The organism is Streptomyces hainanensis, from assembly GCF_004348415.1.
Lineage (GTDB): Bacteria > Actinomycetota > Actinomycetes > Streptomycetales > Streptomycetaceae > Streptomyces > Streptomyces hainanensis.
The window spans coordinates 1-15,473 of sequence record NZ_SMKI01000149.1; the positions used below are offsets into that span (position 1 = coordinate 1).

At 72.3% G+C, this 15,473-nt stretch carries 11 protein-coding genes and 2 pseudogenes; 2 read left to right on the forward strand and 11 right to left on the reverse strand.

Going from position 1 to position 15,473, the window contains the following annotated elements; all coding sequences use genetic code 11:
• Positions 1-61: 61 nt before the first annotated feature.
• The 7 genes and pseudogenes from E1283_RS15805 to E1283_RS15835 form a co-directional block, all read right to left on the reverse strand.
• Positions 62-526 (reverse strand): DUF3592 domain-containing protein, encoded by a 465-nt coding sequence (locus E1283_RS15805; RefSeq protein ID WP_341829929.1) that lies wholly within the window; start codon positions 524-526, stop codon positions 62-64.
• Positions 522-815, reverse strand: a pseudogene (locus E1283_RS38795) (hypothetical protein); the annotation flags it as partial. The pseudogene E1283_RS38795 and the gene E1283_RS15805, both read right to left, overlap by 5 nt.
• Positions 812-1,645, reverse strand: coding sequence for a carbohydrate ABC transporter permease (locus E1283_RS15815; RefSeq protein ID WP_132818677.1), 834 nt, complete (start codon positions 1,643-1,645; stop codon positions 812-814). The gene E1283_RS15815 and the pseudogene E1283_RS38795, both read right to left, overlap by 4 nt.
• Entirely contained in the window at positions 1,635-2,567 is a 933-nt protein-coding gene (locus E1283_RS15820; protein WP_132818684.1) for a carbohydrate ABC transporter permease, read from the reverse strand. The genes E1283_RS15815 and E1283_RS15820 overlap by 11 nt, the downstream gene beginning before the upstream one ends.
• A gap of 56 nt (positions 2,568-2,623) precedes the next feature.
• On the reverse strand, positions 2,624-3,886 hold the full coding sequence (locus E1283_RS15825) for an ABC transporter substrate-binding protein (protein ID WP_132818678.1): 1,263 nt from the start codon (positions 3,884-3,886) through the stop codon (positions 2,624-2,626).
• 37 nt (positions 3,887-3,923) lie between these two features.
• Entirely contained in the window at positions 3,924-5,519 is a 1,596-nt protein-coding gene (locus E1283_RS15830; protein ID WP_207930419.1) for an FAD-dependent oxidoreductase, read from the reverse strand.
• On the reverse strand, positions 5,516-6,565 hold the full coding sequence (locus tag E1283_RS15835) for a LacI family DNA-binding transcriptional regulator (RefSeq protein ID WP_132818679.1): 1,050 nt from the start codon (positions 6,563-6,565) through the stop codon (positions 5,516-5,518). Before E1283_RS15835 ends, E1283_RS15830 begins: the two co-directional genes overlap by 4 nt.
• 195 nt (positions 6,566-6,760) lie before the next feature.
• Here E1283_RS15835 and E1283_RS15840 point away from each other — a divergent pair, with 195 nt between their 5' ends.
• Together E1283_RS15840 and E1283_RS15845 are read left to right on the forward strand one after the other, a co-directional pair.
• Positions 6,761-9,124: a hypothetical protein gene (locus E1283_RS15840; RefSeq protein ID WP_132818680.1), complete on the forward strand. Its 2,364-nt coding sequence runs from the start codon at positions 6,761-6,763 to the stop codon at positions 9,122-9,124.
• Positions 9,125-9,156: 32 nt separating this feature from the next.
• A pseudogene (locus E1283_RS15845) lies at positions 9,157-10,462 on the forward strand (alpha-amylase family glycosyl hydrolase); the annotation flags it as partial.
• Positions 10,463-10,543: 81 nt separating this feature from the next.
• On the opposite strand, the gene E1283_RS15850 reads toward E1283_RS15845, so the two are convergent.
• From E1283_RS15850 to E1283_RS15865, 4 genes are all read right to left on the reverse strand, one after another.
• Positions 10,544-11,521, reverse strand: coding sequence for a ribose-phosphate diphosphokinase (locus tag E1283_RS15850; protein WP_132818681.1), 978 nt, complete (start codon positions 11,519-11,521; stop codon positions 10,544-10,546).
• 69 nt (positions 11,522-11,590) lie between these two features.
• Positions 11,591-13,060, reverse strand: coding sequence for a bifunctional UDP-N-acetylglucosamine diphosphorylase/glucosamine-1-phosphate N-acetyltransferase GlmU (gene glmU / locus E1283_RS15855; protein WP_132818682.1), 1,470 nt, complete (start codon positions 13,058-13,060; stop codon positions 11,591-11,593).
• Positions 13,061-13,256: 196 nt separating this feature from the next.
• Positions 13,257-14,249, reverse strand: a complete 993-nt coding sequence (locus tag E1283_RS15860; protein ID WP_132818683.1) for a cellulose-binding protein — start codon at positions 14,247-14,249, stop codon at positions 13,257-13,259.
• 136 nt (positions 14,250-14,385) lie between these two features.
• Positions 14,386-15,473, reverse strand: a 1,088-nt coding sequence (locus E1283_RS15865) for an SUKH-4 family immunity protein (protein ID WP_207930420.1), incomplete at its 5' end; no start/stop codon positions are given.

Sequence of the window (15,473 nt, forward strand, 5' to 3'; positions counted from 1 at the left end):
GGTGTGCCCGGCGCGGCCGGCCGACGCGGGCGCCCCCGGGGCCGGGGGTTCCCCGCCGGGCTCAGAGCAGCGCCACTCCCGCCACGGCCGTCGCCACGAGCCCGACGAGCACCAGGGCGTGGAACGTCACCTCCCGCTCCGCCGAGCGGCGTTCGGCCGCGCGGTCCAGCGTGAACTCGGCCGGGTCGGCCGAGGCGTGGTGGACGGTGACGTCACGGCCGTACGCGTCGGCGGGGTCCGGGAGGCGCGACACGCAGTAGGCCGTGACGGCCGTGCCCTCGCGGGTGGTGAACGCCACGACCGGGGTGATGGTCGTCGAGGTGTAGCCGTCGTCCTGGTCGACGCTGACGTCCTTCAGGACCGCGACGACCCGCCCCCGCACGGTGTCCATCGCGGCCAGCCGCTCGACGCGGCGGTTCCTGGCGCGTACCGCCTCGGGCAGATGAACGGCGGCGGGGACCGCCCACGGTCCGCCGAAGCCGATCAGCGCCCACGGCCAACCCCAGCCGACCGCGGCGGGGACCACCAGCCTCCAGGCTCTCGATCACCGCGAGCGCCGTGCGCGGCACGACGGCCGCCTCCCTGGCACGGCGCGGCAGCGTGGCGAGGAGGAAGAGCAGCCCGTGGACCGCGGGCAGGACCAGCCCCGTGATGATCAGCGGCACCCTCCCGACGACACAGCCACCGATGAAGGCGGTCAGCGACGCCCCGATCACGGCGCCCGTCAGGAACCCCAGAGCGAGGTCGGCCGGTGCGTTGTGCGTGGGTGGCGCGCCCGGGGCCGTCCCCGGGGCGGCCGGCGGCCCGGCGTTCACTTGAGGCCGGAGTGGGACAGTCCTTCGACGAAGTGGCGCTGGGCCACGACGAAGACGACCAGCATCGGCAGGACGGTCATGGTGGCGGCGGCGAGTTGGGTGTTCCACATCGGGCCGCCGTAGGAGTCGGTGAAGCGGGTCAGCGCCTGCGGCAGGGTGAAGAGCTCCGGTGAGGTGAGGTACACCGTGGGTTCCAGGTAGAGGTTCCAGGAGGCGAGGAACGTCAGGATCGCCACCGCCGACAGGGCCGGCCTGGCCAGCGGCAGGCAGATCCGCCACCAGATCGCGGGACGGCCGAGGCCGTCGAGGCGGCCGGCCTCCTCCAGTTCGACGGGGAGGGCGATGAAGAACTGCCGCATGATGAACGTGGCCAGCACACCCGGTCCGGCCAGCGCGGTCACCAGGATCAGCGGCCAGTGCGTGTTGATGAGGCCGGCCGACGTGAACAGCTGGAACAGCGGCACGATCGTCACCTCGCTCGGCACCAGCATCCCGGTCAGCACCACCAGGAACAGCGCGTTCGCGCCGGGAAACCGGATCCGGGCGAAGGCGTACCCGGCCAGACTGGACACCAGCAGGGTGATCAGGGTGACCAGGACCGCGATGTAGACGCTGTTGACGTACTGCTGGGCGAAGGGCTGGAAGCTGAACGCCTCCCGGTACGCGGACAGCGTCGGCGAGTCGGTCCACAGCGACGGCGGGGCCCGGAAGATCTCCGCCAGTGGTTTCACCGACGCGGCGACCATCCAGACGGTCGGCACCACGAACGGGATCGCCAGCACGCCCAGCGCGGCCACCAGCAGTACCGACCGGAGTCTGTCAGTCCTCATAGAACACCCACTTACGGCGCAGCTGCCATTGCAGCAAGGTGAGCAGCATGACGAAGGACAGCAGCATCAGGGCCAGCGTGGAGCCGTAGCCGATGTCGTTGAACTCGAAGGCCTGCTGGAACACGTAGTACACGAGGACCGTGGTGGACAGTTCGGGCCCGCCACCCGTCAGGACGGCGATCTGGGCGAAGGACTGCAACGCCCCGGCCACCGTGACGATGACGGCCAGCAGCACCGTCGGAGAGATCATCGGCAACGTGATCCGGGCGAAGACCGTGCGGCTGTTGGCACCGTCGATGCGGGCGGCCTCGTACAGCTCCCGGGGCACGCTCTGCAGGGCCGCCAGGAACAGCACCATGTTGACCCCGACGCCGCGCACCACCTGGGTGAAGATCACCGACAGCATCGCGGTGTCGCCCTGCTGCAACCAGTTCGGCCCGTCGATCCCGACGGTGTCCAGCAGGCCGTTGATGCCGCCGTTGTCCTGGAGCAGGAAGCCCCAGACCAGGGTCCAGGCGACCACGGAGACCACCACCGGGGAGAAGAACAGCGTCCGGAACACCGTGACACCGCGGAACCTCCGGTTGAGCAGGACGGCGATCAGCAGCCCGAGCGTGACGTTGGCGACCACCACCCCGCCGCAGAAGAGCACGGTCGCCAGCAGCACCTCGGGCAGTTGCGGGTCGTTGGCCAGGGCCGCGTAGTTGTCGCCGCCGACGAAGGTCTGTTCGCCGGTGAAGACGTTCCGCTCGTTCAGGCTGTACCAGATCGCCATGCCGACCGGCAGCAGGACGAACAGCGCCACCCCGACGAGCTGCGGCAGGACGAACAGGTAGCCGGTCAGCACGTCCCGCCGGCGGGTCGTCCAGAAGACCGGTCCGGACGCGCGCCCGGTTCCGGTGGCGGCCTGCGCGGTCGCCAGGCCGGTGACCTGCCCGGTGGCCTGCTGGGTGGTCCGCTCGGCGGCCCTGGTCCTGGTCACCGGGCCAGAATCGGATCGATCGCGGTGCAGACCGAGCGCAGGACGGCCGGGATGTCGGCGTCGGGGCGCCACATCGCGTCGAGCGCCGTCTTGCCCCGCTGGGCGATCTCCGCCGGGCTGGTGTGGTTGGGCAGCGTGACGGCGTTCGGCAGCTGGTCGACCACGGCGGCCTGGAGCTGGGAGGCGTCGAGCACCTCGTTGTTCGCGGCGAGCTGTTCGCCGGTCAGCAGCGACGTCCGGGGCGGCGGGAAGTACCGGGCCAGCTGGGCGGCGTTCTCCGGATTGGTCAGGTACGCGAGGAAGTCCGCCGCCTGCTCCGGGTGCTCGCTGGAGGACAGCACGCCCATCCCGGCCTGGCCGAGGACGGAGTAGTCGCCCGCGGGGCCCGCGGGCAGCGGGTGGAGCGCGAAGTCGAACCCGCCGGTCAGCAGCGAGGCGCGGGAGACCTGCGCGACGGTGAAGGCGGCGTCGCCGGCGAAGAAGTCGGCGGTGGTGCCGGGGCCCGGCATCGCCTCGCTCGTGAACACCGCGTCGTGCAGGAAGGTGAACGCCTCCCGCATCTCGGGGCTGTCGAAGGTGCAGGTCCGGCCGTCCTCGCTCCACGCCGACGCGCCCCAGCCGGTCCACACGGTGGCCAGCGTGTTCCACGCCGTGTAGTCGAAGTCGCGGACGACGAAGCCGGCCTTGCCGGTCTCGGCGTGGACGGCCGATCCGGCGGCCGCGACCTGGTCCCAGGTCAGGGTGGCCGGATCGATCTCCTGTCCGGCCGCCGCCAACAGGTCGGTGTTGACGTAGAGGGCGTACGGCGAGTTGGAGAACGGGTAGGCGTAGAGCGTGCCGTCCCGGCTGTACTCCGCCGTCGCGCTGCCGAGCAGGTCGTCGTACTCCCAGCCGGGGGTCTCCTCGAACGTGTCGGTCAGCCCGACGAGCGCGTCGGAGGCGATGAGATCCCGCGACAGGTCGCCCATCCAGGCGAGGTCCGGGGCGTTGCCGCCGGCTATCTGGGTGGTGAGCGTCGTGTTGTAGTCGGCGAACGGGAGGCTCTCGAAGGTGATCTCCGCGACCTCGGGATGGTCGGCGAGGTAGGCGTCGGCGATGGTGTCGAACAGCTCCAGCTGGGCGGTGTCCGCGGTCCAGACCGTCATCCGCAGGTCCACCGCCTCGTCCGAGGTGTCCGCCGTCGATCCGGAGCAGGCGGCGCTGAGTGCGAGGACCGTCGTCAGGGCGACGGCGCCCGGCACCTTTCTGGTTCTGATCATGGGAGGTTCCTTATCGCGTGCGGGTGCCCGGACCGGCTCAGTAGCCGACGATCTCGGGCCAGTGGAGCTCGACGCCGGCCTCGGCCAGGCGACGTTGGAGCTGATCGACGAGTGCGGGTTCGGTGGCGACCTGCCGGGGGCTCAGCCCGCGGTCGAGGCAGAACGCGGCGAGTTCCCCCGCGGACTCGCCGATGTTCCATTCGACCGGGTGGAGCCGGTAGGCGCCGTTGGTGATGTGGGTGGTGCCGATGTTCTTGGCGGCGGGGATCAGGTTCTGGGTCCGGACCGGGACCAGGGCGCCCAGCGGGATCTCGAACGGCGCGGACTCGACGTCGATGTAGTTGTCGCCGCCGGTCGAGGGGTGCAGGTCGATCCGGTACATGCCCACGCCGACCGACGCGTCGAACCGGGCCGGCCCGCCGGCCCCGCGGGAGGCGATCGAGATGTCCTGCTCCCGGACGGTGGTCAGCGCCCTGATCCGGCGGGACTCCCGGATGTACGGAGCCTGCGCGAATCCGTCGCCGGTTCCCACCAGGTCCCCGCGCAGCCGCAGTCCCGGCCACCCCCGGCCGCCGTCGGGCCGGGGCGCCTCGGTCTGCAACCAGTGGACGTAGGCCCGGGACTGCGCCTTCGCCGCGGCCAGGTGCCGCGGTCGTTCCCCGGTGTCGATGATCGAGCCGCCGACGTAGTCCAGCTGGGGCCAGTTGGCCAGCACGATGTCGCTGTCGTACAGGCCGTCGGCGAAGATCCCCCGGGCGGCGATCCGCCGGAACTGCCACAGGTCCTGGTCCCCGGCGTCGAACCGCGGATCGCCGGAGACGTCCGCCTCCGGGTTCACGATCATGGTGCGCTGCTCCGGCACCAGGGTGCGCGGGTTGGGCGCGGTGAACGACAGCATCGGCGCGCCCCAGTAGGGCAGCTCGAACGAGCGCCACTCGTCGTAGTCGGGGGGCCGGGGGATCGTGTGGTCCCCGGCGGCGTGGTCGAAGACGAAGCACCAGGCGATCGACTGCACGTTGGTCGGGTCGGCGACGTCGGGAGCGCTCGGCTCACCGGTGTCGGACCGCGCCTCGGCGCCGACGACGTACTCGGTGCCGGTCAGCGGCAGCAGGTCGCCGGTCTCGGTGCCGTCCAGCACGAACTCCGCCGTGATCACGCGCTGCGCCCCGGTCCCCGGATCCGCGACCGTGACCGTGCGGACCACCCCGTCCACGGTCTCGGTCCCGATCGGGACCGCGGGCTGCAGGACGGTCAGCCGGCCGCTCGACCGGTACGGCGCGAGGAGCGCCTCGATCACCGCGAGCGCCACCCGCGGCTCGTGGCACAGCTTGCTCACCCGGCCGCGCCCCGGGTTGAGTTCACGGTCCGCGCGGGCCGCCGCCGACAGCGGGTAGTGGTCCCGGTAGTAGCGGCGGATGTTCTCCCGCAGCGTGCGGTAGCGGGCGGTCACGCCGAACTGCTCCACCCAGATGTGCTCGTCGGGCGGCACGGCCTGCGACGTCAGCTGGCCGCCCAGCCACGGGTACTCCTCGGTCATCACCACGCGGTGTCCGCGCTGCAGCAGCGCGAGGGCGGCCGCCACGGAGCCGAGTCCGCCGCCGATGACCGCCACGTCCGTGGCGATCCTGTTCATGACCGCCCCGCCGACCGGGCGGCGATGGTGTCGCCCGCTTCGACCTCGGCCACCAGCAGCCGCCGGGTGTCCAGACCGGCCCACTCCTGCGGGTCGGTGGTGATCAGCTGCCTGAGCAGTTCGAGTGCTTCGGCCGCGACCTGTCTGCGGGGCACGCGGAAGCCCGTCAGCGCCCGTCCGTCGGTGCGATGACCGCGGACCTCGCCGAACGCGGCGACCGAGAGCTCGCCCGGCACGTCCACCCCGGCGCCGACGAGCGAGAGGACGACGTCCTCGGTGAGGAAGGCGTCCTCGGCGATGATCAGCGTGGCCTCCGTGGCCCGGGCCAGCCGGGGCAGTTCGGCGACCCGCTCCTCGCCCACCAGCATGAACGCCATGCGGCCGGCCGCCGAAGCGGCCTCGACCGCGCCGCGCCGGTCCCGCGCGGTGGCGGTGTCCCGGCCGCGGTGCACGTAGAGGGCCTGGCGGTGTCCGCTGTCCGCCGCCAGGTCGATCAGGGCGTTCGCCGGGGTGACGTAGTCGACGCCGACGAACGGTACGGCGGCGGCCGTCTCGTCCCTGCGGCCGACCGCGACGAACGGGAACTGCTCGGCGACCAGCCGTTCCAGCTCGGAGCCGACCATCTGCTGACCGAGCAGGACGCAGCCGTCGGTGAGCCGCAGCCGGGTCTTGCGGTGGAAGAGGCTGCGGGTGCCGTTCTCGACCGGCGAGGACGTGAACAGCAGCAGGTCCCAGCCGATTTCCTCGGCCGCTCGCTCTATCCCGTTCAGCAGCGGACCGTAGAAGTCGAGGCTCTCCGGCGACAGGGCCTCCTCGTAGGTGAAGACGCCGATGATCTGGTTGTCCAGACCGGCCAGCCGGCGGGCCGCCGGATCGGCGACGTAGGTCGCCTCCTCGAGCGCCCGCCTGACCCGCGCCCGGGTCTCTTCCGGGATGCGCACGTTGGTGCCGTCACGGTCGTTCAGCACCACCGAGACGGTGGTCTGACTGACCCCCGCGATCTCGGCGATCTCGCGCTGGGTGACGCGGCGCGGCTTCGGTGGCATCGATCCTCCGGTGATAATGCGTAACTTCAGCGGACGCTGGAGACGTTAAACCGGCGGAAACAAAAGTGCAATACCCCTTGACCGACGGCCTGCCTGGTTGAGACCGTCCGTGTCGCGAGGTTGAAGATAGGCATTATCACGACAGCGCGGCCAGACGTGCGCGACGATGCGCTCGCGGTCGGACGGGAGCAGACGATGACAACCCCTCACACCGAAGGCGCCCACCTCAGCCGTCGAGGTCTTCTCGGCGCGGCCCTCGCGGCCGGCGTCGTACTGATCGCCGATCCCACCCCCGTGACGGCCCACGCCGCGGACGGCGACGTCACCCTGACCGCCGGCGGGATCAGCCTGCTGGCGAGCATCGGCGGCCGGCTCGCCATCCGCGACGCGGCCGGCGTCACCCGCAGCGCGGGGTCGAGGTTCCAGATCAAGGACCGGCTCACCGGCATCCACCTGTCGACCGGTGGCACCCCCGCACTGGCCACCCTGCCGGACGGGACACCGGCGATCCGGATGGACTACACCTTCGACGCGGCCGCCGGGCCGACCACCGTCACCGGCTGGTTCGGCGTCACCACCGGGCACGCCCGGCTGGAGTGGCGGATCACCGGCGCGGACACCCTGGTCCCGGACGGCTTCCTGTTCAGCCGGGCGATCCAGGCGCCGACCGCGCCCGACGACTACGTCGCGATCACCGAATGGGTCCGCGACGCCCGCGGCGGCATCCCCTACGAGGAGACCGCCGGCGTCGCGCACACCTCGACCTGGGGCGGCCTGCACGGCCTTTTCCTGCTGGACCGCTCACGCCAGGCGTGGACGAACGCGACCTGGATCCACGCGCCGGGAGTGGCCGACCCGGCCGGCGGGTGGACCAGCCGGGCCGACTTCTTCTTCTCCGAGACCAGGCCGTCGGCCACCACCACCATCGGCCGCGGCCTCGAACTCGGCCTCGAACTGACCACCGACCGGGACTTCAACCTCTACCAGGCCCCCGGCGAGCCGATGCGGCTCACCGCCCTGGTCGCCAACGGCGGCGCCGCGCGAACGGCCGACCTGGAACTGTCGGTTCGCGACTTCGACGGCGTGCGGGTGGCCGCCGCCACCGTGACCGGCAGCGTTCCCGCGGCGGGCACCTGGCAGCACACCTTCACCGTGCCCGCGCCGGCCGCCGGCATCGTGTTCGCCGAGGTCGTCGTGCGGTCCGCGGACGACGAGGCGTTCGCCAGGACCAACCTGGCGACGCTGCCGCCGTTCACCTACCAGGCCGGTGCGGACAGCATGTTCGGGATCGCCAACTACCCGTGGCTGCAACGGCCGAGCGCCGACGCCCTGCTCGACCTCTGGCAGCGGGCCGGCGTCTCGCTCGTCCGCATCGCCTACGACGGCGGCCCCGGCCTGCCGCCCTCGGCCTTCGACGCGCGCGGCATGCGCCACAACATCGAACTGCAACCGTCCCTCGACGTGACCGACACCCAGGCCGCGGCCTGGGCGGCCGACAACCTGGCCGTGGCACAGGGGGCCGGCGCCGAGTACTTCGAGGTCGGCAACGAACTGAACCGGCCGTTCAACACCGGAACCGCCGCCCGGGCCTACCTGGACCTGGCGCTGCGCCCGGTCTTCGACCGGCGGGCCGCGACCGGCGCCACCGTCAAGCTGATGAACAACGGACTCGCCGGGATGGATAAGCCCTGGGTGGAGAACTTCATCGCCGCCGGCGGCTGGGACCTGATCGACGCCTTCGCCTACCACCCCGGCCGCGGCAACTTCACCCCGGACTACATACCGCCGGGCGACGACTGGGGCACCGGAGCCGAGGGCACCTACTGGAACTTCTACGGCGGGCTGAAGCAGCTGAAGGCGCTGATGGCGGTCCACGGCGAGAAGGAGATCTGGCTGACCGAGGCCTACGCGCCGACCAGGCCGAACAGCTGGTGGCACGACACCTACCGGCACGCCGCCGAGAACGTCCTGCTGACCCTCGCGCTGGCGAAGGCCGAAGGCATCACCTGCGTCTGCTGGTACCAGTTCCACGACAGCGTGCTGGGCATGCCGCAGATCGCCGACCCGGACAACGTCGAGTACCACTACGGGCTGATGAACCGCGACCTCAGCCCGAAGCCGTCGCTCCTGGCGTACGCCAACGCGGCCCGCGTGCTCGACCGGGCCACCTTCCGGGGCCGGCTGACCTTCCCCGACCCGCGGACCTTCGGCCTGTGGTTCGACACCCCCGAAGGACCCGCGGTCGTCCTGTGGAACCGGGCCGACGGCTACCTGCTGAACACCTCGGGCGAGCGCACCGACTGGCACTTCCCCGCCCCCGAGGTCTGGGTCGACCCCTGGCCGACCAAGACCCTGCTCTCGGTCACCGCCGGCGCCACCGTGCGCCAGCTGGACGCCATCGGCCGCGACCGGCAGCTGTCACCGGCCCAGGGCCGGGTGACTCTCACGCTCGACGGCGCACCGCGCGTCTTCTACGGCCTGACGCCACAGGCCGGGGCCGGCGCCAACACCCTGGCCGGCCTCCGGCCGCAGCCGTCCGGCAGGCGTACCGCGGCGTAGCCGCCCCCCGCCGCCAAGGAGAACTCAGGCGCATGTCCCTTCCCGGTACCTCACCCTGGTGGCGCGGCGCCGTCATCTACCAGGTCTACATCCGCAGTTTCGCCGACGGCGACGGCGACGGCGACGGGGACATCGCCGGCATCCGCTCCCGTCTGCCGTACCTCGCGTCGCTCGGCGTGGACGCCATCTGGATCAACCCCTGGTACAAGTCGCCGATGGCCGACCACGGTTACGACGTGGCCGACTACCGCGCGCTCGACGAGCTGTTCGGCACCGTGGCCGATGCCGAGCGGCTCATCGAGGAGGCCCACCGGCAGGGGATCCGCGTCATCCCCGACATCGTCCCGAACCACACCTCCGACCGGCACGCCTGGTTCCGGGCCGCACTGGCCGCCGGCCCCGGCAGCCCGGAGCGGGAGCGGTACGTCTTCCGGCCCGGCCGCGGCCCCGACGGCACCCTGCCGCCCAACAACTGGGTCTCCGAGTTCGGCGGCCCGGCCTGGACCCGGCTGCCCGGCGGCGACCGGTACCTGCGCCTGTTCGCCCCCGAGCAGCCCGACCTGCCGCCCCGGCGGGACGCGGCGGCCGGCGAGCCGCGGCGGCATCTCGACCACCCGCACTGGGACCGCGGCGAGGTGCACGACATCTTCCGCGCCCGCCACCTGGGTCCTCTCCAACCACGACGTCGTGCGCCACCCCAGCCGCTACGGCCGGAAGGCCGCCAGGCGCTGGGTCGCCGGCGAGCGCTACCAACCGGGCGGCCCCCTCGACCCGGCCCTGGGCAGCCGCCGCGCCCGCGCCGCCGCGCTCCTCACCCTCGCTCTCCCCGGCGGCGCCTACGTCTACCAGGGCGAGGAACTCGGCCTCCCCGAGGTCGAGGACCTGCCGGAGGACGTCCTTCAGGACCCCATCTGGGAGCGCTCGGGACACACCGACACCGGCCGCGACGGCTGCCGGGTGCCCATGCCCTGGTCCGGGCGGCACCCGCCGTTCGGCTTCAGCCCCGACGACGCCACCGCCGCCCCCTGGCTGCCCCAGCCGGCCGGCTGGAACGGGCTCACCGTCGAGGCGCAGACCGGCGACCCGGCCTCCATGCTGGAGCTGTACCGCACCGCCCTGCGCCTGCGCCGCGCCCACCCCGCCCTCGGCGACGGCACCATGACCTGGCTGGACACGCCACCCGGCGTCCTCGCCTTCCGCCGCGACCCCGGCTTCGTCTGCGTCGTCAACCTCTCCGCCGCCCCGTACCCACTGCCCGACCACTCCGCCGTCCACCTGGGCGGCGCCGCCGTCGAGGACGGTGTGCTGGCGACGGATCACGCGGTCTGGCTGGAGGTCCAGGCAAGCCCGGCGTCGGGGCGCGGGGCAGGACCCCGCGCCCCGACGCCGGTGGGGGACACCGGGCGAGCCGCGAGGCGACTACGCGTTGCCCTCGAAGAGGCTCGTCACCGAGCCGTCCTCGAAGACCTCCCGCACGGCGCGGGCGATCGTGGGGGCCATCGAGAGGACCGTGATCTTGTCGAGGGAGACCTCGGTGGGCGTCGGCAGGGAGTTGGTGAAGATGAACTCGCTGACCCGGGAGTTCTTCAGGCGGTCGGCCGCCGGGCCCGACAGCACGCCGTGCGTGGCCGCCACGACCACGTCCCGCGCGCCGTTGGCGAACAGCGCGTCGGCCGCCGCGCAGATCGTGCCGCCGGTGTCGATCATGTCGTCGACCAGCACGCAGACCCGCTCGTTCACGTCGCCCACGACCTCGTGGACCGTGACCTGGTTGGCCACGTCCGGGTCGCGCCGCTTGTGCACGATCGCCAGCGGGGCCCCCAGCCGGTCGGCCCAGCGGTCGGCCACCCGTACCCGGCCGGCGTCGGGCGAGACGACCGTCAGCTGCTCACGGTCGGTCCGGGTGGCGATGTAGTTGGAGAGCACCGGGAGCGCGAAGAGGTGGTCGACCGGGCCGTCGAAGTAGCCCTGCACCTGGTCCGCGTGCAGGTCCATCGTGATGATCCGGTCCGCCCCGGCCGTCTTCAGCATGTCGGCCATCAGCCGGGCCGAGATCGGCTCCCGGCCCCGGTGCTTCTTGTCCTGTCGCGCATAGCCGTAGAACGGAATGATGACGGAGATGCTGCGGGCCGAGGCGCGCTTCAACGCATCGATCATGATCAGCTGTTCCATGATCCATTTATTGATCGGCGCCGTGTGACTCTGAATCAGAAAACAGTCGGCACCCCGCACCGATTCCTCGAAGCGAACGTAGATCTCGCCATTCGCGAAGTCCCGGGCCGTCGTCGGAACAATCCCAACGCCCAATTCCGAGGCCACCTCCCTGGCGAGCTCGGGGTGGGCGCGGCCGGAGAAGAGCATCAGTTTCTTCTCGCCGGTGGTCTTGATCCCGGTCACAGTACGTCTCCTTGGTAGCCGCGTGGGCGGTCGTTCACCCACCTGAGTGGGTACCCACTACGTTACCTGTCAGCCATCGGCCGGCTTCCGCTCCGTCGCAGCTAGGGCGGCGTCGGCGGCCTGCGCGGCGGCCGACTCGGGACGCTTGCGGGCCACCCACCCCTCCACGTTGCGCTGTTGTCCCCGAGCTACCGCGAGTGATCCCGCGGGAACGTCCCGGGTGATCACGGAACCCGCCGCCGTGTAAGAGCCGTCGCCGATAGTGACGGGCGCCACGAACATATTGTCCGCGCCCGTGCGGCAGTAGGAGCCGACCGACGAGTGGTGCTTCTCCTGACCGTCGTAGTTCACGAAGACCGTGGCCGCCCCGATGTTCGTGTGGTCACCGATCGTGGCGTCGCCGACATAGGACAGATGCGGAACCTTGGTGCCCTCGCCGATTGTGGAGTTCTTGATCTCGACAAAGGTGCCGGCCTTCGCGTTGCGGCCGAGCACCGTGCCGGGCCGCAGATAGGCGTAGGGGCCGACGCTGGTGCCCTGGCCGACGTGCGCGCCGTCCGCGACCGTCTCCCGCACCACCGCGCCCTCGCCGACCACGGTGTCCCGCAGCCGGCAGCCGGGGCCCACCTCGGAGCCGGCCGCCACGTGGCTGGCGCCCAGCAGCTGGGTGTTCGGGTGCACCAGCGCGTCCGGCTCGTAGGTCACGGTGACGTCCAGCCACGTCGTCGCCGGGTCCACCACCGTCACGCCGGCCAGCATGGCCCGCTCCAGCAGCCGGTCGTTGAGCAGCCGCCTGGCCGCCGCCAGCTGCACCCGGTCGTTGATGCCGACCAGCTCCCGGTGGTCGGCGGCCCGGGCCGCGCCCACCCGGTGGCCGGCGTCCCGCAGGATGGTGAGCACGTCGGGCAGGTACTCCTCGCCCTGGCTGTTGTCGGCCCGCACCTGGCCGAGCGCCTCCGCGAGCAGCGCGCCGTCGAAGGCCAGCACGCCCGAGTTGATCTCGCTGATCGCCAGCTGTTCGGCGGTGGCGTCCCGGTGCTCGACGATCGCCGTCACCGCGCCGTCCGCGCCCCGCACCACCCGGCCGTAGCCGGTGGCGTCCGGCACCGCGGCCGTGAGCACCGTCACCGCGTTGCCCTCGGCGGCGTGCGTGTCGGCCAGCGCGCGCAGCGTGGCGGCGGTCTGGAGGGGGATGTCGCCGCAGGTCACCAGGACCGTGCCGGCCGGCTCGACGCCGTCGGCAAGCAGCGACTCCAGGGCGGTGCGCACCGCGTGCGCCGTGCCGCGCCGCTCGTGCTGCACGGCGGTGCGGGCGCCCGGGTCGGCCTCCGCCAGGTGCGCGCCGACGGCCTCCCGGCCGTGCCCGACGACCACCACCAGCTCACGCGGGTCGAGCTCCCGGCAGGCGGCCACCACGTGGCCGAGCAGGGGTCGCCCGCAGATCTCGTGCAACACCTTGGGTGTGGCGGACTTCATACGGGTCCCCTCACCCGCGGCGAGAACGATGATGGCGGCCGGGCGGATGGCGCTGGAGCTCACGGGATCGCGTCCTTCGGTCCTGGGGTGCGGTGTCTCCCGGCGTCTTCCGCCGCTCGCGATCGCGTCCCTGCGGAGACCGGGGATTCTCGCAGGATACCGGCCACGCACCGACCGGGTCCGGTGCCGATCCGATACGGCGGGCGATCGGTCCCGGTCGCCGACGATCAACCCCGACCGTTTCCGGTTCCGGTCCTGGTCAGTAGCGCTCGGTCGTGCCCCGGCGCCCGCCCCGCTCGTCCCGGCGGTCGTCCTGGTGGCCCTGGTGGCCCTGGTGGCCGTGCTCGTCCTCGTCCTCGTAGTCGTCGGGCTCGGGCTCCGGCTGCCGGGGGGCCGGGCGGCGCCCGGTCAGGGCGCGCAGCGAGTCCCGTATGTGGTCGAGGTGCGCCCGCACCTGGTCGGACCGCTCCTCCAACTCCTCGGCGATCCACTCCGTCTCGTGCTCCACCCGCTGCTGCCGCACCCGCGCCTCGGCCAGCAACTCGGTCCTGCGGCTGTCCGCCGCCTTCTCGGTGGCCCTGGCCTCGGCCTCCGCGTCCGCCAACTCGCGCCTGGCCTCGGCGAGCAGCGCCTCGCCGCGGGTGGTCAACGCGTGGACCCGGGCGTCCACGTCCGCCTGGTACGACGCCAGTTGCGCTTCGAGCGCCCGGGCCGCGCCCGTCTGCCTGACCCGCTGCTCGGCCACCATGGCCCGGCACTGCCGGGTCACCTCGGCCAGCGCCGCCGACGCCTCGTCACGCATGGCCAGGGCCTGCTGCCTGGCGTCCGCCATCAGCCGGGTGGCGTACGCCGAGGCCCGGGATATGACCCCGTCGGCCGCCGCCTCCGACTCGGCACGCCGCCGGCCGGCGTCCGCCTGTGCGGCGGCCAACAGCTCGCGGGCGGCGGCGTCGGCCGCGTCGACCAGCTCCCGCCCCCGCGTCTCCGCGGTCTCGCGCAACTCGACCGCCTCGGCCTGCACCTCGCCGAGCAACTTGATCGCCCGCTTGCCGAGCCCCTCGTACGAGGTCGGCGGCAACGCGGCGACGGATGCCGTGAGTCGGGCCGCCTCCCGAGTCAACCCCTCCACGCGGACGCTCAGTTCCGCGAGTTGCTGCCATGCGTGATCGCGCTCGCGACCCAACTTGGCCAGCACCTGGTCAACTTGCTCGGGCCGATACCCGCGGCCGCGAGCCTTCGGGAAGCCGGTCATGCGTAAATGCTCCCACCGGGGGACGGTGTACGGATTCTTTTCGCTCGTCTCGCGCGAAAGGCGCCGGCCGATGGGGCGGGCGGCAAACTCGACCAACGAGCCCTGCCGGCGCGCAATTTACCCGCCGACAGGTGCTCTACAACAATCCGTCCCACATCTGTTCGAGCAGTACCGACCACCAGCTCTCCGGGTCGGCCACCGCCTGTGGGTCCAGCGACGCCAACTCGGCCTGGAAATCAGTGGTCCAACGACCCGCCTGCTCCGGGTTGAGCCCGTACCGCAGCCGCCACATCCGCCCCAACAGCGCCATGCAGCGCGCGAACTGGGGCAGCGAGGCGTTCACGAACTGCGCGGGCGACGGCCGGCCGTCGGGCGAGCCCTCAAGCGGCACGGCCACGACGTGCGCGGTGCCGTACTGCACGCACAGCTGTCGACCGAAGTCGCTGCCGAGCACCAGGTACGAGCCGGCGTCGGGCGCCGGCAACGCGCCGCGCTCCGCAGCCAGTTCGGCCAGCGTCGGGATCGGCCGTCCCGGCTGCGCCTGGGCCCAGAAGATCGGCCTGATCTCGACGGGCAGCCCGGACCACACCAGCGACTGCGCCACGATCTCCGGCACGCCCTGCCGGGCCACCAGCTGCTGCTGGTACCTGAAGACGCCCTGCGGGCCGTAGGCGTGCGCCAACTCCTGCCCGATGACGTCGAGTCCGACGGCCGGCGCCGGCTGCTGCTGCGGCAGCGCGGCCCGCACCGGCTGCGAGCGGGGCGGTCCGTCGGCGAACTGCTGGAGCTCGTCCTGATGCTCCACCAGATGCCGCACGCCCGCCTGACGGGAGGCGAGGTCCCGGCCGTAGGCGGCGGTGTGGGTGATCCGCACCTGCGGCCATGTCTCGCGGATCATCCGGGCGCAGTAGCCGCCCGGCAGCTCGCAGGACTGCAACTCCGTGTGCAGCTCGACCACCTGCTGCGGTGGCACGCCCATGGCGTGCAGCTCGCCCAGGATCTGCCACTCCGGGTGCGGCATGCCGGGCGCCGAGCGGCGGATCAGCTGCTGCTCGGAGCCGTCCGGCGCGCGGTAGCGCAGCACGGCCATGTAGCCGGAGCCGACGGTCGGTTGACCGGTGGGCGGATAGCCGTAGCCGGACCCCGCGGGGCCGGCCGCCGGTGCCGGTGCCGGCGCCGGCACCGGGGACGGGGGTGGGCTCGGCGGCCCGCTCGCCACCGGCC